28 protein-coding genes are annotated in these 25,388 nt (G+C 63.6%); 15 read left to right on the forward strand and 13 right to left on the reverse strand.

The window, feature by feature from the left end; all coding sequences use genetic code 11:
- Positions 1-3: 3 nt before the first annotated feature.
- From ACSQ9I_RS24780 to ACSQ9I_RS24790, 3 genes are read left to right on the forward strand one after another with little or no spacing between them, the layout of a single operon-like run.
- Complete coding sequence (locus tag ACSQ9I_RS24780) at positions 4-588, forward strand: TRAP transporter small permease (protein WP_436314815.1); 585 nt, start codon at positions 4-6, stop codon at positions 586-588.
- Positions 585-1,865: a TRAP transporter large permease gene (locus tag ACSQ9I_RS24785; protein ID WP_436309697.1), complete on the forward strand. Its 1,281-nt coding sequence runs from the start codon at positions 585-587 to the stop codon at positions 1,863-1,865. The genes ACSQ9I_RS24780 and ACSQ9I_RS24785 overlap by 4 nt, the downstream gene beginning before the upstream one ends.
- A 19-nt stretch (positions 1,866-1,884) precedes the next feature.
- Complete coding sequence (locus ACSQ9I_RS24790) at positions 1,885-2,889, forward strand: TRAP transporter substrate-binding protein (protein ID WP_093109733.1); 1,005 nt, start codon at positions 1,885-1,887, stop codon at positions 2,887-2,889.
- Between the two features lie 42 nt (positions 2,890-2,931).
- Here ACSQ9I_RS24790 and ACSQ9I_RS24795 read toward each other — a convergent pair whose 3' ends face one another.
- Together ACSQ9I_RS24795 and ACSQ9I_RS24800 are read right to left on the reverse strand one after the other, a co-directional pair.
- Positions 2,932-3,915, reverse strand: a complete 984-nt coding sequence (locus tag ACSQ9I_RS24795; protein ID WP_436314816.1) for a JmjC domain-containing protein — start codon at positions 3,913-3,915, stop codon at positions 2,932-2,934.
- 351 nt (positions 3,916-4,266) lie between these two features.
- A complete protein-coding gene (locus tag ACSQ9I_RS24800) occupies positions 4,267-5,430 on the reverse strand; it encodes a branched-chain amino acid ABC transporter substrate-binding protein (RefSeq protein ID WP_436314817.1) in 1,164 nt (387 codons plus the stop codon).
- 355 nt (positions 5,431-5,785) lie between these two features.
- Here ACSQ9I_RS24800 and ACSQ9I_RS24805 point away from each other — a divergent pair, with 355 nt between their 5' ends.
- Positions 5,786-6,007, forward strand: coding sequence for a hypothetical protein (locus ACSQ9I_RS24805; RefSeq protein WP_093109738.1), 222 nt, complete (start codon positions 5,786-5,788; stop codon positions 6,005-6,007).
- Between the two features lie 110 nt (positions 6,008-6,117).
- Positions 6,118-6,870, forward strand: a complete 753-nt coding sequence (locus tag ACSQ9I_RS24810) for an alpha/beta fold hydrolase (RefSeq protein WP_436314818.1) — start codon at positions 6,118-6,120, stop codon at positions 6,868-6,870.
- A 46-nt stretch (positions 6,871-6,916) separates the two neighbouring features.
- On the opposite strand, the gene ACSQ9I_RS24815 is transcribed toward ACSQ9I_RS24810, so the two are convergent.
- From ACSQ9I_RS24815 to ccmA, 11 genes are all read right to left on the reverse strand, one after another.
- Positions 6,917-7,336 (reverse strand): hypothetical protein, encoded by a 420-nt coding sequence (locus tag ACSQ9I_RS24815; RefSeq protein WP_436314819.1) that lies wholly within the window; start codon positions 7,334-7,336, stop codon positions 6,917-6,919.
- A gap of 66 nt (positions 7,337-7,402) precedes the next feature.
- Positions 7,403-8,176, reverse strand: a complete 774-nt coding sequence (locus ACSQ9I_RS24820) for a hypothetical protein (protein WP_436314820.1) — start codon at positions 8,174-8,176, stop codon at positions 7,403-7,405.
- 375 nt (positions 8,177-8,551) lie between these two features.
- Complete coding sequence (gene ccmI / locus ACSQ9I_RS24825; RefSeq protein ID WP_436314821.1) at positions 8,552-9,757, reverse strand: c-type cytochrome biogenesis protein CcmI; 1,206 nt, start codon at positions 9,755-9,757, stop codon at positions 8,552-8,554.
- A complete protein-coding gene (locus ACSQ9I_RS24830; RefSeq protein ID WP_436314822.1) occupies positions 9,754-10,215 on the reverse strand; it encodes a cytochrome c-type biogenesis protein in 462 nt (153 codons plus the stop codon). The genes ccmI and ACSQ9I_RS24830 overlap by 4 nt, the downstream gene beginning before the upstream one ends.
- A complete protein-coding gene (locus ACSQ9I_RS24835) occupies positions 10,212-10,742 on the reverse strand; it encodes a DsbE family thiol:disulfide interchange protein (protein ID WP_436314823.1) in 531 nt (176 codons plus the stop codon). The genes ACSQ9I_RS24830 and ACSQ9I_RS24835 overlap by 4 nt, the downstream gene beginning before the upstream one ends.
- On the reverse strand, positions 10,739-12,691 hold the full coding sequence (locus tag ACSQ9I_RS24840; RefSeq protein ID WP_436314824.1) for a heme lyase CcmF/NrfE family subunit: 1,953 nt from the start codon (positions 12,689-12,691) through the stop codon (positions 10,739-10,741). Before ACSQ9I_RS24840 ends, ACSQ9I_RS24835 begins: the two co-directional genes overlap by 4 nt.
- Positions 12,688-13,128, reverse strand: a complete 441-nt coding sequence (ccmE, locus tag ACSQ9I_RS24845) for a cytochrome c maturation protein CcmE (RefSeq protein ID WP_436315822.1) — start codon at positions 13,126-13,128, stop codon at positions 12,688-12,690. Before ccmE ends, ACSQ9I_RS24840 begins: the two co-directional genes overlap by 4 nt.
- A complete protein-coding gene (gene ccmD, locus ACSQ9I_RS24850; RefSeq protein WP_436314825.1) occupies positions 13,128-13,313 on the reverse strand; it encodes a heme exporter protein CcmD in 186 nt (61 codons plus the stop codon). Before ccmD ends, ccmE begins: the two co-directional genes overlap by 1 nt.
- Positions 13,310-14,059 carry a heme ABC transporter permease CcmC gene (gene ccmC, locus ACSQ9I_RS24855; RefSeq protein ID WP_436314826.1) on the reverse strand — a complete coding sequence of 250 codons (750 nt, stop codon included), beginning with the start codon at positions 14,057-14,059 and terminating at the stop codon, positions 13,310-13,312. The genes ccmD and ccmC overlap by 4 nt, the downstream gene beginning before the upstream one ends.
- Complete coding sequence (gene ccmB / locus ACSQ9I_RS24860) at positions 14,056-14,721, reverse strand: heme exporter protein CcmB (RefSeq protein ID WP_436314827.1); 666 nt, start codon at positions 14,719-14,721, stop codon at positions 14,056-14,058. The genes ccmC and ccmB overlap by 4 nt, the downstream gene beginning before the upstream one ends.
- Positions 14,718-15,323: a cytochrome c biogenesis heme-transporting ATPase CcmA gene (gene ccmA / locus ACSQ9I_RS24865; protein ID WP_436314828.1), complete on the reverse strand. Its 606-nt coding sequence runs from the start codon at positions 15,321-15,323 to the stop codon at positions 14,718-14,720. The genes ccmB and ccmA overlap by 4 nt, the downstream gene beginning before the upstream one ends.
- A 209-nt stretch (positions 15,324-15,532) precedes the next feature.
- On the opposite strand from ccmA, the gene ACSQ9I_RS24870 reads away from it, so the two are divergent.
- The 10 genes from ACSQ9I_RS24870 (at position 15,533) to ACSQ9I_RS24915 (ending at position 25,378) form a co-directional block, all read left to right on the forward strand.
- Entirely contained in the window at positions 15,533-16,603 is a 1,071-nt protein-coding gene (locus ACSQ9I_RS24870) for a sensor histidine kinase (protein ID WP_436314829.1), read from the forward strand.
- Between the two features lie 114 nt (positions 16,604-16,717).
- The gene (gene gspG, locus ACSQ9I_RS24875; RefSeq protein ID WP_436314830.1) at positions 16,718-17,152 is read left to right on the forward strand and encodes a type II secretion system major pseudopilin GspG; all 435 of its coding nucleotides are present in this window, start codon (positions 16,718-16,720) and stop codon (positions 17,150-17,152) included.
- 14 nt (positions 17,153-17,166) lie between these two features.
- Complete coding sequence (locus tag ACSQ9I_RS24880) at positions 17,167-18,357, forward strand: type II secretion system F family protein (protein WP_436314831.1); 1,191 nt, start codon at positions 17,167-17,169, stop codon at positions 18,355-18,357.
- 2 nt (positions 18,358-18,359) lie between these two features.
- Positions 18,360-20,054, forward strand: a complete 1,695-nt coding sequence (locus tag ACSQ9I_RS24885) for a GspE/PulE family protein (protein ID WP_436314832.1) — start codon at positions 18,360-18,362, stop codon at positions 20,052-20,054.
- Positions 20,035-20,871: a hypothetical protein gene (locus ACSQ9I_RS24890; protein ID WP_436314833.1), complete on the forward strand. Its 837-nt coding sequence runs from the start codon at positions 20,035-20,037 to the stop codon at positions 20,869-20,871. The genes ACSQ9I_RS24885 and ACSQ9I_RS24890 overlap by 20 nt, the downstream gene beginning before the upstream one ends.
- Positions 20,868-21,419 (forward strand): hypothetical protein, encoded by a 552-nt coding sequence (locus tag ACSQ9I_RS24895; protein ID WP_436314834.1) that lies wholly within the window; start codon positions 20,868-20,870, stop codon positions 21,417-21,419. The genes ACSQ9I_RS24890 and ACSQ9I_RS24895 overlap by 4 nt, the downstream gene beginning before the upstream one ends.
- Positions 21,416-21,967: a type 4a pilus biogenesis protein PilO gene (gene pilO / locus ACSQ9I_RS24900; RefSeq protein ID WP_436314835.1), complete on the forward strand. Its 552-nt coding sequence runs from the start codon at positions 21,416-21,418 to the stop codon at positions 21,965-21,967. The genes ACSQ9I_RS24895 and pilO overlap by 4 nt, the downstream gene beginning before the upstream one ends.
- A complete protein-coding gene (locus ACSQ9I_RS24905) occupies positions 21,964-22,494 on the forward strand; it encodes a hypothetical protein (protein WP_436314836.1) in 531 nt (176 codons plus the stop codon). The genes pilO and ACSQ9I_RS24905 overlap by 4 nt, the downstream gene beginning before the upstream one ends.
- A complete protein-coding gene (locus ACSQ9I_RS24910; protein WP_436314837.1) occupies positions 22,494-24,890 on the forward strand; it encodes a secretin N-terminal domain-containing protein in 2,397 nt (798 codons plus the stop codon). Before ACSQ9I_RS24905 ends, ACSQ9I_RS24910 begins: the two co-directional genes overlap by 1 nt.
- Positions 24,887-25,378 carry a type IV pilin protein gene (locus tag ACSQ9I_RS24915; RefSeq protein ID WP_436314838.1) on the forward strand — a complete coding sequence of 164 codons (492 nt, stop codon included), beginning with the start codon at positions 24,887-24,889 and terminating at the stop codon, positions 25,376-25,378. Before ACSQ9I_RS24910 ends, ACSQ9I_RS24915 begins: the two co-directional genes overlap by 4 nt.
- Positions 25,379-25,388 lie beyond the last annotated feature (10 nt).

The raw sequence follows: 25,388 nt of genomic DNA on the forward strand, positions 1-25,388 counted from the left end.
AACATGAATCGATGGATCGACCGCTGCTGCGCCGGCATTGAGGCGCTGATCGCCGCGGCGCTGGCATTGATGGTGGTGCTGGTCTTCGGCAACGTGGTGCTTCGCTACGGCTTCAACTCGGGCATCACGGTGTCGGAGGAGGTCTCGCGCTGGCTCTTCATCTGGATGACCTTTCTGGGCGCCGTCCTTGCGCTGAAGGAACACGGGCACCTCGGCGTCGACATGGTGGTCCGGAGGCTGCCGCCTTCGGCCAAGAAGTTCTGCCTGGCGGTGGGGCATGTCGTGATGCTCTACATCGTGTGGCTGCTGTTCCAGGGCAGCGTCGCCCAAACGAAGATCAACTGGGACGTCGTTGCACCGGTCACGGGCGCATCCATGGCCGTGGTCTACCTGTCGGGCGTGGTCTTCGCCGTGCTTGCCGCATTCCTTCTTGCGCTCGACCTGCTTCGCCTGGTGTCCGGTCGCATCGCCGACGAGGACCTGGTCATGATCCAGGAATCCGAGGAAGCCGTGCAGCTGAAGCAGATCCTGGGCGAGCAGGCCGATGCCGCGCCGGCGGACCGCCCGCAAGCTGGAGCGCGGCCATGACGATCTTCGTCTTCGTCGGCTCCCTGCTCGCCGCGATGGCGATGGGCATCCCGATCGCGTTCGCGTTGCTCGCCAGCGGCGTGGCGCTGATGTGGCACCTCGACCTCTTCGACGCGCAGATCCTGGCGCAGAACGTCATCGGCGGCGCCGACAGCTTTCCGCTGCTGGCCGTACCCTTCTTCATGCTGGCCGGCGAGATCATGAACGCCGGCGGCTTGTCCAGGCGCATCGTCGACTTTGCGCTCGCGCTCGTCGGCCACGTGAAGGGCGGGCTGGGCTACGTGACGATCATGGCCGGCTGCCTGCTGTCGGCGCTCTCGGGGTCGGCGGTTGCCGATGCGGCCGCGCTGACTGCGCTGCTCCTGCCGATGATGGTGAGCGCCGGCCACGACAAGGCGCGCGCCGGCGGGCTGATCGCCGCCACCGGCGTCATCGGGCCGGTGATTCCGCCGAGCATCGGGCTCGTCATCTTCGGCGTCGCAGCCAACGTCTCGATCTCCAAGCTCTTCCTCGCGGCGATCGTGCCGGGCCTCCTGATCGGCGGCGCGCTCTGGCTCACCTGGGCCTGGCTCGTGCGGCGCGAGAAGATCGTGCCGCCACCCGCCAGGTCGACCGCGGAAATGCTCGCGACCTTTCGCCAGGCACTGTGGGCGCTGATGCTGCCGGTGATCATCCTGGTCGGGCTGCGCATGGGTGTCTTCACGCCCACCGAGGCGGCGGTGGTGGCCGCGGTGTATGCGCTCTTCGTCTCGATGGCGATCTACCGCGAGCTCAGCTGGAAGGATCTCTACGCGGTGTTCGTGAACGCCGCGAAGACCAGTGCGATCGTGATGTTCCTGATCGCGGCCGCGATGGTGAGCGCCTGGCTCATCACCGTGGCCGACCTGCCCTCGAAGGTGGTCGGCCTGCTGCAGCCCTTCATGGACAACAAGATCCTGCTGATGTTCGCGATCATGGTGCTGGTGATGATCGTCGGCACCGCGATGGACATGACGCCGACCATCCTGATCCTGACTCCGGTGCTGATGCCGATCGTCAAGGCCGCCGGCATCGACCCGGTCTACTTCGGCGTGATGTTCATCATCAACAACTCGATCGGCCTGATCACCCCGCCGGTGGGCACCGTGCTCAACGTGGTGGCGGGCGTGGGCCGGATCTCGATGGACGACGTCACCAAGGGCGTGGTGCCTTTCATGATCGCGGAGTTCGCGATTCTGTTCCTCATGGTGCTGTTCCCCTGGCTCGTCACCTGGCCCGCGAAGTTTTTCCACGGTTGATCACAAGGAGACACGAACCATGAAGCTATCGATGCACAAGGTCCTGCTCGCCGCGGTGGCGGCGCTGGCCGTCACCGGCGCCGCGGCGCAGATCAAGGAGCGCACGCTCAAATTCGCGTTCCAGAACCAGAGCGGCCATCCGCAGGCCCAGGGCGCGCAGAAGTTCGCCGATCTCGTGGCCGAGAAGTCCGGCAAGAAGATCACGGTGAAGCTGTTCCCGGGCGGCACGCTCGGCGGCGATCTGCAGACCGTCTCCGCGCTGCAGGGCGGCACGGTCGAGATGACGGTGCTGAACGCCGGCATCCTCGCGGCGCAGGTGAAGGAGTTCGCCGTGCTCGACTTCCCCTTTCTCTTCGGCAACACGCAGGAGGCCGATGCGGTGACGGACGGCCCCTTCGGCCGGAAGCTGTTGGCCAGGCTCGACGAGAAGGGACTGCACGGCCTCGGCTACTGGGACCTGGGCTTTCGCAACCTCACCAACAGCAAGCGGCCGATCGCCAAGGCCGAGGACATCGCGGGCCTGAAGATCCGCGTGATCCAGTCGCCAATCTACATTGACCTGTTCAGCGCGCTGGGCGCGAACGCGGTGCCGCTGCCCTTCCCCGAGCTCTATTCGGCACTGGACCAGAAAGCGGTCGACGGCCAGGAGAATCCGAACACGACGATTCTTGCTTCCAAGTTCGCCGAGGTGCAGAAGCACCTCACCGAAACGCGGCACATCTACAACCCGCAGGCGCTCATCATCAGCAAGAAGACCTGGGACGGCTTGAGCGCAGAGGAGAAGAAGATCGTTGCAGACGCGGCTGTGGAGGCGACGGCTTTCCAGCGCCAGGCCTCGCGCGGCGCCGCCGACAGCGCGCTGCAGGCGCTCAAGCAGGCCGGCATGACGGTCACCGAGCTGCCTGCGGCCGAACTGGCCAAGCTGCGCGAGAAGGTGAAGCCGGTGATCGAGAAGCAAACGGCAGCTGTGGGCGAGGCAACGGTCAAGGAGCTGCAGTCGGAGATTGCCAAGGTCAGAAAGTGAGGGCCGTTTTCCGAGTTCATGCGCTGCCTGGGGCTTCAGTGTTCAATAGGAGCCCGGCGGCGGTGTCGTCACCGGCTTGAAGCGCCGCGCCGATGCGGTCATGTCGACGAGGCAGGATCGCGTCGCGCCGACCAGCCCGCCCACCGACGCCTTGAGTGCGTCCGCCGCGGGTGACTCGCCGGGGTAGGCGGGCGACAACCCACATTTGCGCAAGACCCGGTTCACCTGGTAGACGCGAGCGGTCCTGCGCGTGACGGAGGTGTAGAAGGTCACTCCGATCGAGATCGACACGCGGTCACCCGGTGAGGTCCAGGCGGTATCGGAACTCGTCATGTGCGGCGAGGTGCTCGGGAAATAGACGCCGTCGCCAGGCCGTGCGTGGAACTCCTGGCCGCGAGACCGGAACTCTTCGCTGAATCGCACCTTCCTGAGCGACTGGGTGACGATGAAATCCTCCACCGCCTCGGCCGGCACGATGCTGCGATCCGCATGGTCCCAGACGCTCAGGATCTTGCGCCCATGCAACTGCAGCCAGAAGTTGTTCTCGCGATCGATGTGGAAGGGCGTCACCGAAGGCGGTGCCGAGATGAAGACGAAACCGTTCACCCGAAAGATGCCCGGCTGCTCGCGTTCGACATCCGCGCGCATGGTGCCGACGATGTCGAACAGCAAGGCCTGGTAGCGCGGAATGGCTTCGATGTTGTAGAGGGCCACCGACGAACCCGGCTCCTCCATGCGCTCGAAGTGTTCGTCGATGCTGCGCCCGTCCGGATGCCGGCTGTCGTGCGCGATGGTGGAAGCGACTGTGAGGCCAGGCCTCATGAATCGACACTGCCCCAGGGGAGCCAGCTCCTTGCCGAGCTTCACGAGTTCAGGCACCTGGAAGAGCGGATGCTCGTGAAAGTTGTGATGCAGGGCGGTGATCCTGTGCGTGGAGAAGCTCGCAGGATCGTCTGCCCTCACGTGATACGTCGCCGGCGGCGGCTCGGTCCGCCAGCCGATATTTATGTCTTGTGTGTCTCTCATGACCGAAATCTTCGGTCACATGTAGTACTTTTGTACTTCTTGTAACGCGTCGCGGAGTCACAAAATGTGAAAAATTCACATTTTTTGTACTATTGTTTTTATAGTGACCGCACCTTTGAGAACAAGCCACTGGCTGAGGAGCGTCAACCATGCAAATGATCGGACTGGGGCTAGGGAGCGAGGACGCAGCTCAGAACGATGTTCGGCCTGAACCGGCTAGTACACCCGGGACGAACGCTCCCTTGCGCGAGCTCTTGATAGAAGCCGGATTCGTCGGGGGCGTTTTCTTGGCGCTGGCCCTCTTGATCGTCGCTTCGGTTGGACGCTAGGCCGCAAGACGAGACCAAGCGCTCAGGCCGGAGGCCGGTTCATCTGGCAAGTCGTGGGTTGCGTGCTCTCGGCCGGGCTCCACACCACCTCGGAGCGAAAGCCGTAGCCGGTGTTCTCGGCGTCATATTTGACGCCTGGGCTGCCCTTCTTGGCCCATACGCCAAGGTAGATCGGCGCTTGCAACTGGTGGTCGGTCGAGCGCATCTCGACCTCGCCCAACGGGCTCTGGTACTTCATGCCTTCGAGCGCGTAGGCGACCTTCTTGGGGTCGGTCGACTTCGCCTTCTGCATCGCCGCACGCAGCATGTTCATCGTGTTCCAGTGCGCGGCAAAGATGAAGTCCTCGCCCGACTTCTGCTTGTAGGCGACCGCGATCTTCTCCAGCGCCGGTGTCGGCGCATTGCTGCCCCAGTTCCAGATCACGCTCACTTTGTCGGCGCCCCAGGAGCCCATCTGCGCCGGCACGCCCGGGTTGTTGGCGTTCATCGTGTAGAAGTTGATGTTCAGGCCGAAGTCGCGCGCCGCCTTCAGGAACAGCCCGAGATCGCTGCCCCAGTTCGAGGTGATGACCGTGTCCGCGCCCGACGACGCGATCTTCGCCACGTAGGGCGCGAAGTCACGCGTCGAAGCGATCGGTACGTAGTCCTCGCCGACCACCTCGACATCCGGACGCTTCTTCGCGAGATAGGCACGCGAGGCCTTGGCCACCTGCTGGCCGTGCGTGTAGTTCTGGTTGAACAGGAACACCTTCTTCACATCCGGCTTCGTCTTCAGGTAGGTCGTCAGGGCTTCGATCTTCATCTCGCTCGACGGATAGAACCGGAAGTGCCAGAAGCTGCAGCGGTCGTTCGTGAGGCCCGGGTCCATCGCCGAATAGTTCAGGTACACCATAGCTCCGTTCACATCGCGCTGGGCCTGCTTGTTGATGGCGTCGACCAGGGCGAAGGCGACTCCCGAGCCGCCGCCCTGCGTCACGTAGCGAATGTTCTGGTCGAACGCCGCCTTCAGCACGTTCGTGCTCTCCTGCGGCGTGCCCTTGCCGTCGAAGGGGACGACCTCGAACTTCGGATCAGCCGCGCCCGCCGTGGAATTGAGCTGGCTCACCACCTCGCGCAGTTGGTTGAGCGAGCCTTGGCCACTGAGCGCGAAGGGTCCCGACAACACATCGATGAATGCGATCTTCACCGTCTCCGCAGCGTGGGTCGCGAGACCGGCCGCGAGGGCGCTAACGCAAAGGGATGCGCGGGCGGCGCGCAAGAATCTGGACCTGTGCATGAATGTCTCCGCTCGATGGTTTATGCAACGCACTCTAGGCCCGGCACGGTGTCCGCTCGGTCACGGATGGGACAGTCGAAGCGCGAGGCGCGAATTGCAGAGCGAGGACCACGCGAGTTGCCCCTGGCGCCTGGCGACTACAAAGTGACACCGGGTGAGCGCTGGACTGTGACATCGTTGAAGACTGGCGATACCGTCTACAGCGGGGATCGGCCCCGTGGAGATCGTGCGATCGCCGGCACCCTTTTGACGAACTGGCTTTGGAATGACTGCTATCTGGAAACCTGAACAACCCGTCGTCATCGCGGGCTACACCCTCACGCCAGCGGAAGCTTGGCTGCGTTGCTTCACACAGGAGTTCTCCAGCCTTGTGAAAGGCGAGATCACACTTGAGTTGCTTGCAGACCGGGCAATTGAGCTCTACCCCACCAACGCTCGTCGCGATCCCATCGAGGTTGCGCTCGAGGAGTTCGAGAGATCCGCTTAACGCTACTTTGCCCCGGCCTGATGCACATGTCTGAAGATGTTCGCAGCCCCCGCTGCAGGGGCGCTGTCGAGTAATCTTGCGCCATCGAAGTTGCGATGGAGGCAGTGGACATGTACATGGAACAAGGCGGCGAAGGCCCGGACCTGCTCCTCATGCTGCATGGGATGGGCGCGACGGGGGCCGTGTGGTCGCCCATGTGCGCAGGGGCCGGCATTCGCTGGGCCGGCCGCTGGGTCGTCCTGGACTTGCCCGGCCACGGCCAATCCGGCCGACAAGACTCCTATGCCATCGGTCAGTACGCCGCAAGCGTCGGGCGCGCCGCGCTGCCGCACGTCAATCCCGCAGGCCGGCTCGTGGTTCTCGGACACTCGCTGGGCGGCGTGATCGGTCTCGCCCTGGCCACGGGGTGGTTCGGTGTCACACCGCATCAGGTCTTCGGGGCCAGCATCAAGATCGCGTGGAGTGACGATGAACTCCGCCGCATGGACACGCTGGCTTCCCAGCCCGCCAAAACGTTTTCCACGGAAGAAGACGCGTGGGAGCGGTACCTGAAGGTCTCCGGCCTTGGCGGGATCGCCAACGCAGCGACACCTGTCGTCACGCGAGGCATCCAGCGCGGCGCCGATGGGTGGCGTCTCGCGATGGATCCTCGAGCCAATGCCGTCGGCAAGCCGCCGCTGTCCGAATTGACGGCTCTGGCTCGCTGCCCCGTCCATCTCGGCCGCGGGCGCGATGACGCGCTGGTGACGATGGAGCAGATCCGTGCGCTCGATCCCAATGCCTCGGACCTTGGGCCGCATGGTCACAATGTGATGGTCGAGGCACCCGCGCGGGTCTGGGACTGGGTCGCCTCGTTCACATGAGCCGGTGGCTGACTCCTCGGAGCTGGCCGGCCGGAATCTCGAACGCCTACTTCAGGTCGCTGAGCTCGATGAAGTTGCTCTCGATCCAGACGCGGCCCTCTTCATTCAGCGCGAAGGTCAGTGCCTTCTCTTTGGATAGCTTTTTTTCCTGAATGGCTCGGGAAAGCGGATTCGCACTCCCGAGCTCACCGCGCCTGTGCTTGTAGACGTGCTCCGTGCCATCTTCATCACTGTAGGTGTACGAGACCGTGATGCCGTCCAAGTCGGCGAGAGGCTGCAAGAACGCGATGAACTGCGATGCCGTGATGCCCTCGGCCTTGATGGCGTCCCAGTGCTTGTAGAGAGCCGACTTCGCAGCTGTCTGCCCGCGCTGGACGACCTCCAATGCCGGCCCGAAAGGCTGGACCTTGGCGACCATCGACTCTGGAGCGTCCGCGCCGCCATTTCTGCGAAAGAAGTTGGCCACGGTGCTTGCGAACGGCCTGGGGTCCGCTTGGGCTCTAGGCCCTGACGGCCAGGAGGGCTTTCCAGTTCATCTCTTCGAACAGAGAGCCAGTGCCGCAAGCGCTTCATCGCACTCTTTTACCTTCGGATCCGCCACGCCGCTCCCTGGTGCAGGGATGGCAACCATCGGCGCTTCCGGAGGCAAAGGGGCTTGGGCCGGGGGCGCGGCGGGCTCACCGAGTCCAAGCGCCTGGGACGCCTTCAGGGTGGCGTCTCGAAGCTGTTCCCGCTTGGCGGCTTGTTCTTGCGCTCGCCGATCGAACGCCTGCCATAACTCCTTCACGCCAGGGTCATCCGCATGGTCGGCGTCCAAGGCGTCGAGCACACGCTTCGCGGCACTCAGGTCGCCACGGCTCAAGGCGCTCTGCACTTGCTCCACATTCGCCTTGAACTGTCGCAGCTTGCTGGCCTCGCTCTGCTTGTCGAGATAGATGTCATGCACCAGGGCGAGAACAAGCAAAACCAGCGCCGCCACGATGCCGATCACCCAGCGATTCGGGATAGCGGAGCTGCCCGCCCGGTGCCCTGAGCCGCCGCCTCCCAGCACTTCCTGCTGCCCCAAGGCGCCGGGGCGGGCAATGCCGATCTCGGAGTTCGCTTCCTCCTTGGCCGCGCTCGTCGGGACGAGGTTGCCACCTCCAGCGGAAGTACTGCGCTCAGGCTCGACGGTCGACCTTGCATCAACAGCGCCATCCGTGTCGAACTGATCCTCACCGCAGAATGGACAAAACCGTTCCCGCTTCTGCAACAGCGCAGCACAATGCTTGCAGGGCACTGAAAACGACGAGTCCAAATCGGCCAAGTTCACCATAACTCGGAACAAGGGTCATGACCGCGGCGGCGACGCCAGTCTCATTTTGGACCTACAGCCGCGCCGAACCAAGCGCCGCCCGGCGGCAATACTCTCGGCTGCGGCGAGGGCGCTGATCGAGATGGTGGGAGACCAGCAGTCGGACGCGGGCTGAAGCGCGTCTTGACCAGGAGCTTGAAAAAATCGGGAACCAAGGCTCGGTAGAAAACCCTAAGACTCTGCCCTTCTTCGAGGTCGACCACCGACCGCTTGCCCGCTGCTGGAAACGGTCGGGGCTTTTCATTCGTCCGGTCAGAGGCGAACTCACTAGGAACAACGGCGACGCGCGCGAAGCGAGGGCGACAAAGGCAGCGGCACGGCTTCTCCCTAGGGTCGTACCTGCGTCACCTGCAGCAGAACGCCACCCGCACCGACCTTGACCGTCTGCACGGCCGAGATCAGGTCACCAGGTTCGGCCTTTGCAAGGCCAGTCTTGGAAATACGTGCTTCGACCTCCACCTCTGTGGCTGCAGAAATGGGCGACTGTGGGTTCATCGATTGGGAGTCGTTGAGCACAAATTTCACCGGCAACTCCGCAGCGCGAAGCCGCACCGCCGCGACCGGCATGCGGGTACCGGGCAACCGGGCAATGACCATCACCGTGTCGTCAGGGCCGGCTTTGTCCTTTAGCGAAGGATCCAGCTCCACCGTCCCGCTCACATCGCGGCCGGCTGCGGCGGCCTCCGCGACGGCGGGTGCTTTGGCGGCCAGGGCAGCCCTGGCTCTGACATCCTGGATCGCGCGCTGCAGCTTGCGCGCATCGTCGGACCCGGACGGCAGCCGCGCCGCCAGCCCTTCCCAGGCCCGCAAGGCCTGGGTGTACTCCCCGGCTTCGAGATCTGCTGCGCCCGACAACCACAGCGCCGTCGCGTTGTCGGGGTCGGCCTTCAGGGCCTTCTGGATCAGCATCGCCGGCTTGCCGGCAAGCCGCCCGCGATTGTTGATCGCTGCGACTCCCGCGTAGGTGGCGAGCATCTGCGCGTCGTTGTCGATGAAGGAGCCGGCCCGCTCGAACGCTTTTTCGGCCTCCGCCATGCGGCCCATCGCCTTGTACGATTGCGCCAGCATGGCCCATCCCTTGAGGTTGCCCGGTTCCTTCTCGAGCTTTCGCGTCAGGGTCGCCACCATTCGCTCGAGCTCCTGGGCCTTGGCCATTTGCTGATGAGCACCGCGCGGGGCCAAGCTGGCGGGGTTTCCGATCAGAAGGTAAAGAACGCCAGCGGCAATTGGCAGAAGCAGGCTCACGCCCACGATGGTTTTCGTGGGGGCGCGCAGCGTGCTGGTCGCGTCCTTTTCACGCGTGTCTTCGAGCGCGCGCCGCTGGAGCTCGGCGCGCGCCTGCGCGTAGTCTTCCTTGCCGAGCGTGCCATCGGCCAGGTCCTGCTCCAACTTGGAGAGCTGCTCGCGAAGGATCGCTGCATTGAGCTCGCGCCGCGACGACTGCGCCCCGGCGGTCTTGTGCAGGAAGGGCCGTAACAGCAGCGCCAGAACAAGCGCGATGGCCAGCGCGGCGCCGATGAGGAATCCCATCATTTTTCGCCCTCCTTCAGCAGTGCATCGATGCGCCTCGCTTCATCTTTGGTCAGTGGGGTTTCATCGATCAAGCGGTTGCGCCGGCGCAGGTAGACCAGCAGGATTGCGACACCGATGATCATCAGCAAAAAGGGGCCGGCCCACAGCAGCCACGTCTCGGGTTTGACCCGTGGCCGGTACAGCACGTAGTCCCCGTAGCGCTCCACCAGGAAGTCCCTGATCTGGTTGTCGCTTCGTCCCTGCCTGATCAGCGTACGCACTTCGCGGCGCAGATCCTGCGCCAGCTCGGCACGCGATGCCGCAAGCGATTCGTTCTGGCACACGAGGCAGCGCAGCTCCTCGGAAATGGCGACCATGCGCTGCTCAACGACCGGGTCTTCGGCCAACGGCGTGGCCTCCTTGGTCCATCCCGTTCCGAGGGCGAGCGCAACCAGCAGCAATGCAAACAGGCGCTTCACGAGTTCTTCAGCTGTTTAATGAGGGGCAGGATGGTCTTTTGCAGCGCCTCGGGCGTGAGCGGTCCGACCTGCTTGTGGCGGATGACGCCCTTCTTATCGATGATGTAGGTCTCCGGCACGCCGTAGACGCCATAGTCGATGCCGACGCGACCATCGACGTCGAGCGCAGAGAGGTTGTACGGATTGCCGTGCTGCCCGAGGAATTTCAGCGCGTCCTCGCGCTTGTCCTTGTAGTTCAGGCCGATCAGGGGCAGCACTTGCGAGCGCGAGAGTTCCACCAGCAGCGGATGCTCCAGCCGGCAGGCCACGCACCACGATGCCCACACGTTCAGCATCCAGACCTGGCCTTTCAGGTCGGCCGGCGAGAAGGTCTTGTCCGGCAGGATCAGCTGCGGGACCTTGAATACGGGCGCCGCCTTGCTGACCAGCGGGGAAGGAATCTCGCGCGGGTCTCTCTTCAGACCGACGGCGAGAAAGCCGATCAGCACGCCGAACAGCGCGAGCGGGATCAGAAACTTGGCCTTCATGGGGATGCACCCTGCAGTGCCGTTATCGCCTCCTTGGCCCGAGCGCGGACTCGCAGGCGGTAGCGCCGATCGGACACCGCGCAGAGGCCGCCCAGCGCCATCAGCAGGCAACCGCCCCAGATCCAGTCCACGAACGGCTTGAAGTAGACGCGCACGGCCCAAGCGCTGCCCTCAAGCGGCTCGCCGAGCGAAACATAAACGTCGCGCGTGAAGCCCGCGTCGATGGCCGCTTCTGTCATCGGCATCGACGAGGATGCGTAGATGCGTTTTTCCGGATAGAGGGTGCGGCTCGCGCGAGTGCCCTGGTTGACCTCGAACTGGCCGCGCGCTGCGGTGAAGTTCGGGCCCGCCACGCGAGTGACCCCCAGGAACTTGAACTCATGGCCGCCGACGGTGACGCTGTCGCCCGGCTCCATGCGAACATCCTTTTCCTGCTGGAAGCCGCCGACCAGGGTCACGCCCATTACGAAGACGGCGATTCCAAGGTGCCCGAGCTGCATGCCCCAGAACGACATCGGCGGCATGCCTGCCTTCAGGCGCGTGGCGATCTGCATGGCCATGGACGTTGCGATCCACACGGACAGCAGCGTGCCCAGGCCGGTCAGAACCGTCCAGCCGCCCATCAGCAAGGGAATGGCGACGGCGCCCAGCACCGCCAGGACAGCGGCAATCCACAGCCGCTGTGCCATGTCCTTGATATCGGCATGCTTCCAGCGCGCCAATGGGACGGCAGCCATCAGGAACAGCACCGGGGCCATCACGGGGACGAAGACCGTGTTGAAGTAAGGCGGCCCAACCGAAATCTTGCCCAGGTTGAGTGCATCCACGATCAGCGGATACAGCGTGCCGAGCAGCACCGAGCCGGCCGCGACCACGAGCAGCACGTTTCCGACCAGCAGCAGCGTTTCACGCGACATCAGCGCGAAGCTCCCGCCCAGGGCCACCTTGGGCGCGCGCCAGGCGAACAGCGCCAGCGACGAGCCGATCACCAGCGTGAGCAGCACCAGGATGAAGATGCCGCGCTTCGGGTCGGTGGCGAAAGCATGCACCGAGGTGAGCACACCGGAGCGCACGAGGAAGGTGCCCAGCAGCGACAGCGAAAACGCCCCGATCGCCAGCAGCACCGTCCAGCTCTTGAAGCTGCCGCGTTTTTCCGTGACGGCCAGCGAATGGATGAGCGCCGTGCCGATCAGCCAGGGCATGAAGGAGGCGTTCTCCACCGGGTCCCAGAACCACCAGCCGCCCCAGCCCAGTTCATAGTAGGCCCACCAGGACCCCAGAGCGATGCCCAGCGTGAGGAAGACCCAAGCGGTGGTGGTCCAGGGCCGCGACCAGCGCGCCCACGCGGCGTCGAGGCGTCCTGCGAGTAGCGCGGCGATCGCGAATGCGAATGCGACTGAGAATCCGACGTAGCCCATATAGAGCATCGGCGGATGGAAGATGAGGCCAGGGTCCTGCAGCAAGGGGTTGAGGTCGCGTCCTTCCACGGCCGCCGGCACCAGCCGCTCGAAAGGATTCGAGGTCAGCAGCACGAACAGCAGCAGGCCGCAAGCGACGAGGCCGAGCACGCCCAGCACCCGCGCGACCATGGTTTCGTCGAGCGTGCGCGACAGCTGCGCGACCGCCATGGTCCAGCCCGCAAGCATCAAGAGCCACAGCAACAGGGAGCCTTCATGCCCGCCCCACACCGCGGCCAACCGGTATGGCGTGGGCAGCAGCGAGTTGGAATGGCCCGCGACATAGGCCACCGAGAAATCGTTGAGGTAGAAGCTCCAGGCCAGTGCGACGAACGACGCCGTCACCAGCAGGAAGAGCACTTGTGCGGCCGGGCGCGCCAGTAGCAGCCATTCGCGGCGGCCATGGTGCGCCCCGAGCAGCGGCAACGTGCCCAGAAGCGTGGCCACGCAAAGGGCGAGAATCAGGGCGAAATTGCCAAGTTCGGGGATCATGGCTTAGGCGCTTCTTCAGCGCGTTTGGCCTGCTCGAGCGCGTGTTGCGCGGCCGGCGGCATGTAGTTCTCGTCATGCTTGGCCAGCACCTCGGACGCGGTGAAGTTGCCGTCCGCGCCCAGTCTGCCTTGCACCACGGCGCCTTTACCCTCCTTGAACAGGTCGGGCAGGATGCCGGTATATGAGACAGGAATATCCTTCGCCAGATCGGTCAACACGAAATGGACTGTTAGGTTGTCGCGCTTGAGCGAGCGGTCCTTGACCATGCCCCCGATGCGAAACACCTGGCCCTGGGGCGACTTGCCGGCCGCGACCTCGCTGGGCGTCACATACAAGGCGATATTGCTGTTGAGCGCGTTGAGCACCAGAGCAGCCGCAACGCCGACGGCCAGCACGCCCCCGGCAACGATCGCACCGCGCTTTTTCCATTTTTTCATCACGCCTCCCGGTCCATCTGTTCGGCCAGTGCATGGCGGCGCAGGCTGCGCACGATCGCCTGGTGGCGCCTGCTCAGAAGGAAAGGCTCGAGCGCAAGGGCCGCGACACACACGCCGAAGCTGCCCCAGACATACAGCCCATAGCCACCCATGGCGAAGAAGTCGGCCGCGGAATGCCAGTTCATGGCGCAACCTCCGCCAGGCTGCGCACCCAATCCGTGTGAGCTTCGCGCTCGAGGATGATGGTGCGAAGGCGACTGAGCGCCATCGCCACCGAGTACATCCAGAAGCACAGCACCATCAGCAGCATGCCCCACAACATGGTCTGGGCCATCGAGGGCGACCTGGTCAGCGACACCGATGCGCCCTGGTGCAGCGTGTTCCACCATTTCACCGAGAAATAGATGATCGGCACGTTCACCACGCCCACCAGCGCGAGGATCGCGCCGGCCTTGTCGGCGCGCCGGGGGTCGTCGATGGCGGCCTGCAGTGCCATGAAGCCCAGGTACAGGAAGAACAGGATCAGCTCGGAGGTCAGACGCGCATCCCACACCCACCAGGTTCCCCACATGGGCTTGCCCCAGAAGGCCCCGGTGCACAGCGACAGGAACGCCATCAGCGCCCCGGTGGGAGCAAGCGCCTGCGCCATCATTCCCGAGAGCCGCGCGTTGAGCGCCAGCCCGATCCCGGCCCAGCTCGCCATCACCACATAGATGAACATCGACATCCACGATGCGGGTACGTGGACAAAGATGATGCGGTAACCCTCGCCCTGCGTGGCGTCGCTCGGCGCGACAAACAAGCCGACCCAGAGCCCGGCGATACCGAACATGGCCGCCAGCAGCCAGAACCAGGGAATCATCTTTCCCGCCAGGGGATAGAAGCTGTAGGGACTGGTGAACTTGAACCAGTTGATGATCTGGTTGCTCATTCCAGCGCAATCCTCAACGCCGCCGTGGTCGCCCAGGGCGCGAAGAACAGGGCGATCGCCAGCAGTGCGGCGAGCAGCGACAGGTGGCCGGTGGCGCCAAGCCCCGCAGTGTGGGCATGGACCGCGCCCGCGCCGAAAATCAGCGTCGGGATGTAGAGCGGCAGCACCAGCAGACTTAGCAGGATGCCGCCCCCGCGCACTCCAAGGGTGAGAGCGGCACCGATGCCACCCACCAGTGACAGCACCGGCGTGCCCAGCAGCAGCCCCAGTGTCAGGACGCCCAACGCGCCGCGGTCGAGGTCGAACTGCATGCCGAGCAAGGGAGCGAGGAGCACCAGCGGCAGGCCCGACACCAGCCAATGCGCAATGTTCTTGCCGCTCACGAGCAGCGCCAGAGGTGTCGGCGATAGCAGCATCTGCTCGAGCGTGCCGTCCGCATGGTCGGCCGCGAACATGCGCTGCAGGCCCAGCATGGTGGCTAGCAGCGCGCCCACCCATAGCACGCCCGGCGCGATCTTGCGCAGCAGCGCCGTGTCCGCACCAATGCCCAGCGGGAACAAGCTGGTGACGATGACGAAGAAGAAGAGCGCCGTGAGCACCTCCGTCTTGCGGCGCATTGCGAGAAGCAGGTCACGGCGTATCACGGCAAGCACCGCCTTCACAGATCGATCGCCTTGCCGCCGGCGATCTGTACCGCCTGGTGGCTTGTGACCACGGCCATGCCGCCATGGTCGAGGTGCTCAGCGATGAGAGTTCCCAGCATCTCCACGGCTCGGGTGTCGAGCGCGGTGAAAGGCTCGTCCAGCAACCACAGCTTCGCCTTTCGGGTGATGAGGCGCGAGAGCAGCACGCGCCGCTTCTGGCCCGCCGAGAGAAAACGCACAGGTTGGTCCTCACGCCCCTTGAGGCCGATGCGCTGCAGCGCAGCGAACGCTTCGGGCCGCGGCAGACCGCGGCCGTCGAGCTCCGACGCAAGCTGGAGGTTTTCGAGCGCCGTAAGTTCTTCCTTCACCGCCGCCTGGTGACCGAGGAACAGCAGGTCGGCGCGGTACGCCTGCGCGTCCTGGCCTGTCAGCTTGCCGCACCAGCGAATCTGGCCCTGCACCGGCTGCGACAACCCGGCGAGAAGCCTGAGCAGGCTGGTCTTGCCGCATCCGTTGGCACCGCGCACGTGCAGCCACTCGCCGGCCTCGACCTTGAAGTCGATGTCGGTGAACAGGAATCGTTCTCCGCGCACGCAAGATAGCTTGGTGACACTCAACATTGCATCAATTGTCAGCCGCTGTATCTCGCTTGTCGATGAAGGTCTTTACGGACATGCCGGGACAAATCTCCCCCTTCGATCAGGACAGTCCTCCCTACACGAACCGCTCGTTTCTAGGAATAATGCATTTGTTTCTAGGCATTGCACAAGAGAGGGGGTCGAGGATGGCTTCCAAGCACGGACGCAGGGCAGCTGCGGATGGTCCCCTCATGGCTGCTGGTGCAATGAGATTCGCCGATTCGACGGGCGTGGCGATTCTGAATGGGACGTTAGTCAATGACGCCCTCACCAGCAGCGAGAGCGCAGGCGCCGCGGCCACGTACGGGATCGATGCAGGGGCAGGCAGTATCGATCTGGGCCGGGCGGGCAGCGCACCCCTCGGCTTGAAAGCAGCGAGCGCTATCTTCAGCATCGCGCATACCCAGGCCGACGGTCAGCTTCCTAAGCTAATCGCGGACCCTGTTGGCCAAGAGACAGCGCAGGCATTGCGTGAGGCCCGTGAAGAACTGCGACGACTCTCCGCCCTGTTGGTATCGATCCAGGAGGACGAGCGCAGGCGGATTGCGCTGGACTTGCACGATGGGCTGGGACAGTCCTTGAGTCTTATCAAGCTCTCGATCGAGCAGTCCGCCAAGTTGCTCGCCGAGGGCTCGGCCATGAAGGCGTGCGAGTCGCTGCGACAGCTGACCCCGCGGGTCGAGGAGGCACTGGCGGAGTTGCGCCGCGTATCGACGGAACTGCGGCCGTTGATGCTCGATGACCTCGGCCTTCTGCCCACGCTGTCTTGGTTCTTCCGTGAATTCGACGCTGTATGCGGTGGCGTCGTGCTCGAGAAGACGATCGATGTCGCCGAGCACGAGGTACCGGTGGCGCTGCATATCACCCTCTATCGAATTCTCCAAGAAGCTTTCCACAACATCGTGAAGCACGCGGTCGCCGACCGCGTGCGGGTTCGCCTGGATCGTATCGATGATGCGTTGCATCTGGTGATCGAGGACAACGGCCGCGGATTCGATCCTGCAACCGTCAAGTGGGAAGGCCAGACGAGGGGACTGGGGCTGCTTAGCATGAAGGAGCGCGCCTCGTTGTCAGGAGGAACTTACCACCTGAACTCCGCGCCCGGGAAAGGCACCTGCATCAGAGTGTCGTGGCCGTCAGGTATTTGCCCGGCCAGCATCGATCCCTGTCGGGCATCCGAATGCATCGAACCACAACTACCGCGCCTCCTAATCAGGACTGGGCACGATGGCGATCAGAAAAATACAGTGCACCGCGTATGAACGTATACGGTGGTCCACCCACAGCCAGAGTGCACCTGCGCCGCTAAGGTAAGTACCGCGCTGAGTCATTTGCGTTTTGTCGATCGGCTCAAACGGACACCGGAGACTACCGAAATGCAGCAAACAGGGAATGCCAAAAGCTCCGCAGGCGGCCGGGGTTTCACCCTACTCGAACTGCTGGTTGTCATGATGATCATCGGCCTGCTGGCCGGCTATGTCGGGCCAAAGTACTTTTCGCAGATCGGCAAGTCGGAGGTCAAGGCAGCACGAGCCCAGCTCGACGCGCTTGGCAAGGCACTGGACCAGTTCCGGCTCGATACCGGCCACTACCCCACCACAGAGCAGGGACTGGTGACGCTCGTCCAACGTCCTCCCGACGAGCCGAAGTGGGCCGGCCCGTACCTCACCAAAGCCGTTCCGCCCGATCCCTGGGGCAACCCCTACGTCTTCATCATGCCGGGCGAGCATGGAGACTACGACCTGCTGTCGTACGGCAAGGATGGCAAGCCCGGCGGCGAAGGCGAAGCCGCCGAAATCACGAACTGGTAGTAGGAACGAACACCATGCGCTACCAGGTCAAAGCATTGCGCGGCGATGAAGAGCTGACGGCTTTCGCTTTCGATGCCGCAGATGCAGGCGATGCGGCAAACCAGGCACGGAACCAGGGATATACGGTGATCGCGATCAGTCCCAAAGCGGCTTGGCCGCGCTGGCACAAGGCGGGCACCGGCAGGTTTCCCCTGGTCCTGTTCAGCCAGGAATTGCTGGCCCTTCTGGAAGCAGGACTGTCGCTCGTGGAGTCGCTGGAAGCCCTGGCCGAGAAGGAGCAGCAGGCCGAGGTCCGAAAGACGCTCGCGCAAATTATCGCCACCCTGTACGAAGGGCATACCTTGTCCTATGCCCTGCAACATTCGCCAGCGAACTTTCCGCTGTTGTATGTGGCAACCGTGCGCGCCAGCGAGAAAACCGGCGGCTTGCCGGAAGCACTTTCGCGCTACGTGGCTTACCAGACGCAAATGGATGCCGTGAGGCGACAGGTGGTCAGTGCCTCGATCTACCCACTCCTGCTGATCGGTGTCGGCGCTTTGGTGACGCTGTTTCTCATGGTGTATGTGGTGCCGCGATTCAGCCATATCTATGCCGAAATCGGCGGTGAGTTGCCGCTGATGTCGCGGCTGCTGATGCGCTGGGGCCAGCTGCTGGATGCCCACGGCGTGGCCATTCTGGCAGCCGCCTTGCTCACTCTGCTCGGAGTGACCTACGCGGCCACTCGCCCAGCCAGCAAGCACTGGCTGATGCGCGCACTGTGGCAGCTACCCAGCCTTGGCAGACGGCTGCACGTTTTTCAACTTGCCCGCTTCTACCGCTCGCTCGGCATGTTGCTGCGCGGCGGCATGCCGGTGCTGAGCTCCCTGCAGATGGTGTCCGACCTGCTGGAGACTTCACTGCGTGGCCAACTCGGATTGGCCTTGGCGCGCATCCGTGAAGGCCATGCGCTTTCAAGCGCCATGGAGCAATACGGCCTCACGACGCCAGTGGCGTCGCGCATGCTGCGCGTCGGCGAGCGTACCGGGCGCATGGGCGAAATGATGGAACGCATCGCCACGTTTTATGAGGAAGAAACGGCGCGCTGGGTGGAACGCTTCACCAAGCTTTTCGAGCCCTTGTTGATGGTCTTCATCGGCCTGGTCATCGGCGGCATCGTGGTGCTCATGTATTTCCCGATCTTTGAACTTGCGGCGAGCATTCAATGAACATGTCAGAGCCCCTCGATGTCGACCTCGGCCAGGGGTTTTCGCCGGCGCAGGTGCACTCTGCGCGCAGCGCGGCACGTCAGGCGCGGCGCCCCGGCGTCGAGGTGTTGGAGGAACAGTCGGGACTCGATCCGCAGCGCTTTGTGCAGGAGCTGGCAACGACCCTGCACTATCCGGCCGCGACGATGGAGGATCTGCGCCGCATGACTCCCGCGTTCGACGTGCTGCCGTTTGCCGAGGCGGTGGAACGCCAGTGCCTGGCCCTGCGTGACCAGAACCAGGCGCTGGTGTTGGTCATGGGCGATCCTTTCGACGACGACCTCCAGGCGTGGGCCGAGCAGCGCGTGGCCGCCCGTTTCAGCTGGCGCCTTGCGCACCATGCCGACGTGGCGGCATATCTGACACGCCACGAGGAAACACTGCATGCCATGGATGGCCTGCTGCCCAGTGGCGCCCGTGATACCAGCGCGCAGAGCGCGGCTGCCGACCTGTCATTCAAGAGCATCAGTGAGGACACCAGCCCCGTGGTCAAGCTGGTGCACTCGACCGTTTACGACGCACTGAAAGCGTCTGTGAGCGATATTCATCTGGAGACCACGCAGGGCGGGCTGAGTATTCGCTATCGCATCGATGGTGTGCTGACCACAGTCGGGTCTCTGGCCGGAATGGAGCTCGCGCAGCAGGTCATTTCCCGCATCAAGATCATGTCCGAACTCGACATTGCGGAGCGCCGAATCCCGCAGGACGGCCGCTTCAAGGTGTCGGTGCAAGGCCACGAGGTGGATTTCCGCGTGTCCATCATGCCCAGCATCTTCGGCGAGGATGCAGTCCTGCGCATCCTGGACAAGCAAACCTTGTCCGATCAGATCAAAGGGCTGCGCCTGGACTATCTCGGTTTCGACGAGCACACCCTGATCCGTCTGCGCCGCCTGGCCAGCGAAGCCTACGGCATGCTGCTGGTGACCGGTCCTACAGGATCAGGCAAGACCACCACGCTGTATGCGGCGCTCACCGAGATCAATCACGGCCAGGACAAGATCGTCACGATTGAGGACCCGGTCGAGTACCAGTTGCCCGGCGTCTTGCAGATCCCGGTCAACGAGAAGAAAGGGCTGACGTTTGCCCGCGGTCTGCGCTCCATTCTTCGACATGATCCCGACAAGATCATGGTCGGCGAGATCCGCGACTCCGAAACTGCGCAAATCGCGGTGCAGTCAGCATTGACCGGCCACCTGGTATTCACCACCGTGCATGCCAACAACGTGTTCGATGTGATCGGTCGATTCATCCATATGGGGGTGGACCCCTACAGCTTCGTTTCCGCCATGAACGGCATCATGGCGCAGCGACTGCTGCGGATGAACTGCCCGCATTGCGTCGAAGCGGATGAGCCTGACGCCCTGCTGCTGGCCGAATCCGGCATCTCTGCCGAACAGGCGCACAACATGACGTTCCGCGCCGGTCGTGGCTGCGGTCATTGTCGCGGCACCGGCTTCAAGGGGCGCCGTGCCATCGGCGAGATCCTTCATCTCAACGACGAAATTCGCGAAGCCATCATTGCCCGCCAACCGATCCGCGTGATCCGCGAGGCGGCAAGGCACAACGGCACCCGCTTCTTGCGCGAAATCGCTCTGGAAACGGTCGGCCGAGGCCAAACCACGCTGAAGGAGATCAACCGTGTCACCCTGGTTGCATAAGGAACTACGGGTCTTCTTGTGCCCCGAACGGGTAACACTCTTGCCTGTGCGGCGTGCGCTCACCCTGCGAGGCATTCGCCGCACCATCGACGACCCACAATTCGTTTTCGTCGAGGGCACAAACGCCGCACAGCCATGGCGCCCCGCGCTGCTGGCGCTGGAGACCGCACTGCCTGCCGTCGCGAGCGGAAGGACAGCCGCCACGGTCGTCCTCTCCAACCAATTTGTGGGCTACACGCTGGTGCCCTGGCAGGCGGGGCTGGCTGACTCGCAGGAGGACCTGTCCTATGCCCGCCATTGCTTCACGAAGGTATACGGCAAGGCCGCGCAGCAGTGGGAATTGCGTTTGTGCCATCAAGCGCCTGAAAAGCCGAGACTTGCCAGCGGCGTCGATGCGGAACTGCTCGACGGCCTCAGAAGCGTGTTCGTCCGCCCAGGCATCGCCCTGCGCTCCGTCCAACCTCATCTGATGCCGGCCTTCAACGAGGTCAGGCGCCGGCTGCGGCAGCGCAGTGCGTGGTTCGCGCTGCTTGAACCCGGCCATCTATGCCTCGCCCTGTTGCGCAATGGGCTCTTCTCGCGGGTGCGCAGCCAGCGCATCGACAGCAGCGAGGAACTGCCAAGAATACTTGAGAGGGAGGCGTTCCTGGCCGATGAACCGCCAGTGCCGAAAGACGTCTACGTCGGGCATCTGTATCCTGGTGATAGGGTGCTTCCGGAACTCGATGGCTGGCAGTTTCATTCGCTCAACCCTGCGCCGGCGGATAGTCCTCCGTCGACGGAAGGTGGGCACTTCGTCATGACGAGGCCGGGGTGATCGCGATGCGTGCCCTGCAGCTCGATTTCCAGCGCGCTTACAAGCCCGTGCCGTGGCTCGGGCTCGCCGTGCTGCTGGCGGCATTGGTCACGCTCGCCATGATGACCGGCTATTACCAGACGCTGAACGAGGAGACCCGCCTTTCGGAACGCAAGGCCGACCAGGCCGCCCGGCTGTCAGGTCAGCACGCGACTGTCTCGCGCCCTCTGACCGAACACGCAGCCCGTGCGCAGATGCTGGAAGTCAAACAGGCCAACCAGGTGATGCGCCAGCTTGGCCTACCGTGGAACGCGCTGTTCAACGCCGTGGAGAGTTCGGGCGGGAAGGACGTTGCCCTGCTGTCGCTGGAACCCGACCTGCACAACGGCGTGGTGAAGATCGGCGGCGAAGCGAAGGATTTCGATGTCTTGCTGAACTATGTGAAAGAACTCTCGACGCGAGACGTGTTCGGCACCGTCATGCTGCAGAACCACCAGATCCAGCGGGATATAGCGGAGAAGCCGGTACGGTTTACCTTGATTGCCCACTGGAAGGGAGTCGCACCGTGAATCTTCACCTGACTTCCGCCATTCGACGAGAGCGCCACCAGCTAGGCTTGCCGGGCGCCCTGGGTGCGGGCGGTCTCGCGCTGTGTCTGGGCCTCTACTTCTCGATCCTGCAACCGGCGGAGCAGCGCCGCGACGAGGCACGCCTCGCCGCGAATTCACTGCACAAGCGCATTGCACAGGGCGGCCCAGACTCGAATCAAGTGGTGCCGCTCAGCGAACAGCTCACCGCCTTCTATCGGCTTTTCCCCAGCGAGCAGGACTCGACCGATTCGATCGGCAAGATCGCCGCCATCGCGAAGCGCCACGGTCTGGTTCTGCAACAGGCCGAGTACAAGGCGCAACGCGACAAGACCGGCAAGCTGACCCGCTTGCAGATGAACCTGCCGCTCAAGGGAGAGTACCAATTCATCCGCCGGTTTCTCGCTGACGTGAACGCGGAAATGGAAACCGTCTCTCTGGAACAAGTGCAGTTCGAGCGCCAAAAAGTGGGCGATCCGCTGGTGGACGCCAAAGTCCGGCTGGTCATCCATCTGGGGACCGCGTCATGAGCTCGCGGACGTGGCGACGCTACGCGCTGTTCGGCACGCTGGCCTTGGTGCTGGTCTTGTCGGCCGTTTCAGGAAAAGGCTGGAATATCGCGGGAGAGCCGATGGTGGCGCCGTCGCCATCGCGCCCGCCGGAGGTGTCGCGTGCGCCGGCGCAATCTCTGCCGTCGATCGCGCTCGAGCGTTTGCAGCGGCGCGATGTTCCCGCGGACTCTACGAAGTTGGCCGGCAATACTTTCGGGGCGATGACCTGGCATGTGCCGCCGCCGCCACCACCGCCGAAGCCCGTTGCCAAACCCGCGCCGCCGCCACCGCCGACAGCCCCTCCGATGCCCTTCACCTTTCTGGGACGTTATGAGGATGAGGGGGTGCGGATCATCATGCTGGTCAAAGGGGACCGGATCTACACGGTTTCCGAGGGCGACGTGATCGACCGGACCTACCGCGTGGAGCGCCTGGCAGGCGGGCAGCTGGAGCTGATCTACTTGCCGCTGGGCATCAAGCAAACTGTCAGTGCTGGGGGGACCTGATGCATGCTGCCATTGCCACGTCCATGAGCGGGATTGTCATCAGCCTGTTGCTGGCGTCCCTGCTGACCGGATGCGCCGGTCATCAGTTGCACCGGGAGGGCATGGCGCTGATCGCGCAGGGGCGCGCCGAGGAAGGCCTGGCGAAGCTGGCGCAAGCCAGCAGCGCAGAGCCGGACAACGTGTCTTATCAAGCGGACCTCTTGCGCAGTCGGAACCTGGCGGTGAGTCGCCTGCTGGCAGCGGCCGACAGCGAACGAGCAGCGGATCGACCAGCGGCTGCGCGGGCCGGGTACGAACGCATTCTCGCCATCCATCCGGGCAACAGCCGGGCGGTGTTCGGCCTCGAGATGCTGGACATGGACGCCCGTCATGAGGCGGCGCTGACAAGTGCGGACGCCCTGCTCAAAAAGCGGGATACCGACGCTGCGCGGGCCGCCCTCGCACCGGTCTTGCTGGAAAGCCCGAGGAACGGCAAAGCTTTGCTGCTGCAACGAAAAATCAACGAGCAGGTGGCCAAGGACGCGTTGCCCGAACCTTCTCTCAAGGCAAAGTTCACCAAACCGGTCACCCTGCAATTCCGCGACGCGAATCTCAACATGGTGTTCGAGGCTCTGTCGCGCACCAGCGGCATCAATGTGCTGCTGGACCGTGACGTCAAGGCTGACCTGAAAACTTCGATCTTCGTGAGGGATGTGTCGGTGGAGGACACCATCAACTTGATCCTGCTGCAGAACCAGATGGAGAAGAAGGTCATCAGCGACAACACGGTGTTCATCTATCCGGCCACAGCGGCAAAGCTCAAGGAATATCAGGACCTGAAGATCAGGAGTTTTCACCTGGCCAATGCCGATCCCAAGCAGATGCTCACCATGATCAAGACCCTGCTGAAGACCAAGGACGTTTTCATTCACGAAAAGACCAACTCGATCGTGATGCGCGACACGCCCGACGCGATCCGGCTTGCGGAAAAGATGATCGCCGATCAGGACATCGATCAGCCCGAAGTCATGCTGGAAGTGGAAGTGCTGGAAGTGAGCACCTCACGACTGAGCGAATTGGGGATCAGATGGCCGAGCAGCTTCGGCCTGGCCACACCGCCTGAGGCCTCTACGCTGGGGCAATTGCGAGCACTGGGTCGCAACGATCTGCTGGCCACCCCTCTGAGCGCCACGCTTAACCTCGCGCTGGAAGATGGCGATACCAACGTGCTTGCCAGCCCGCGCATCCGGGTTCGCAACCGGGAGAAGGCAAAGATCATGATCGGCAGCCGGGTGCCGGTGATCACCAATGCGGTAACGCCGCTCTCTACCGGCACACCGGTCATCACCGGCAGCGTGCAGTACCTGGACGTTGGCCTGAAGCTGGATGTTGAGCCCGACATCAATCTGGACAACGAGGTGGTGATCAAAGTGGCACTGGATGTCAGCTCGATCATCAAGGAAGTGCTCAACGCGCAATCGGGCTCGCTTGCGTATGAGATCGGCACCCGCAACGCCACCACGGTGCTGCGCCTGAAAGATGGTGAAACGCAGATCCTGGCAGGCCTGATCAACGATGAAGAACGCAAGACTGCCACCAAGGTGCCCGGGCTTGGCCAACTGCCGGTCATTGGCCGGCTGTTCTCGAGCCATAGGGACAACGGGTCGAAAACCGAGATCGTGCTGTCCATCACCCCGCGCATCGTCGCAAGGGATCGCCTGCCCGACATCAGTGAAGTGGAGTATTGGAGCGGCACCGAGTCCAGCCTGCGCAACGGGACGCTCAGCATGAATCCAATGGGCACCGTGTCTCTCGCCAGCGGGTCGACTGCGCCCCCAGCAGCGGCGGCGACACCGCTGCCTGGGCGCGCCACGCGCAGGGGTGCGCAGAGCCCCGCATCGGCCGCATCTGCGCCGGCCATCCCAGCACCGGCTGCCTCGACCGACTCGGCCGCCCCCGCACCGGCTGTCATCGCACCGCCCGCCCCCGCACGGGCCGCCCCGGTCGCGCTGACCTGGCAAGGGCCCGCACAAGTGAAGCCGGGCGACAAGGTCACTCTGACGCTCAATGTCAACTCCGAGCAGGCACTGAACCGGCTCGATCTGCTGGTCACTTTCAACCCGGAGGTGTTCAGGTCGGTCGACGTTGTGGAAGGAGGCTTCTTGCGGCAGACCAACGCGCCATTGGTCTTGTCAAAAGCCGTCGATCAGGCGAGCGGCCAGATTCAGCTGGGCGTCACGGGCAGCAGTCCGGATGGCGCCAGCGGAACAGGCACGCTGGTCACGCTGGTGTTCGAGGCCATTGCGGCCAATCCCAATTCGCAGATCATCGTCGGCCGCTTGACCCCCACTGGCCCTGGCGGCGCGGCGCTGACGGCGACAGCACCCGAACCTTACGTCGTCAGGGTGCTCCCATGAGCGCACGCCTTTCCTCGACGCGTTATGGATTCACCCTGATCGAGATGATGGTGACGGTGGCGATCGTCGGCGTGCTGGCGTCAATCGCCGTGCCGTTCGCAGAAATTTCTGTGCAACGCGGCAAGGAGCAGGAACTGCGCCATGCACTGCGAGAGATTCGCACAGCCCTTGACGCCTACAAGAAAGCCGCCGAAGAGGGTCGGACCCTAAGCGCCAGGACCGAGTCGGGTTATCCCGCGTCCCTGCAAGTGCTGGTTGACGGGGTGGATGATGCGAGCAATCCGGCGAAGAAAAAGCGAGTTCATTTCCTTCGGCGCATTCCACGCGATCCGTTTTCTGCCGACCCGACTTGGACGGCTGAAGAGAGCTGGGGAAAGCGCAGCTATGAAAGCAGCGCGGACGCGCCGCAGGAGGGCGCAGACGTATTCGATGTCTATACGCGAGCGTCCGGGACCGGTCTGAACGGAATTCCATACAGCAGATGGTAGGAAGGGACGG

Origin of the sequence: Variovorax sp. LjRoot84, from assembly GCF_964254305.1 — a bacterium.
Classification (GTDB): domain Bacteria; phylum Pseudomonadota; class Gammaproteobacteria; order Burkholderiales; family Burkholderiaceae_C; genus Variovorax.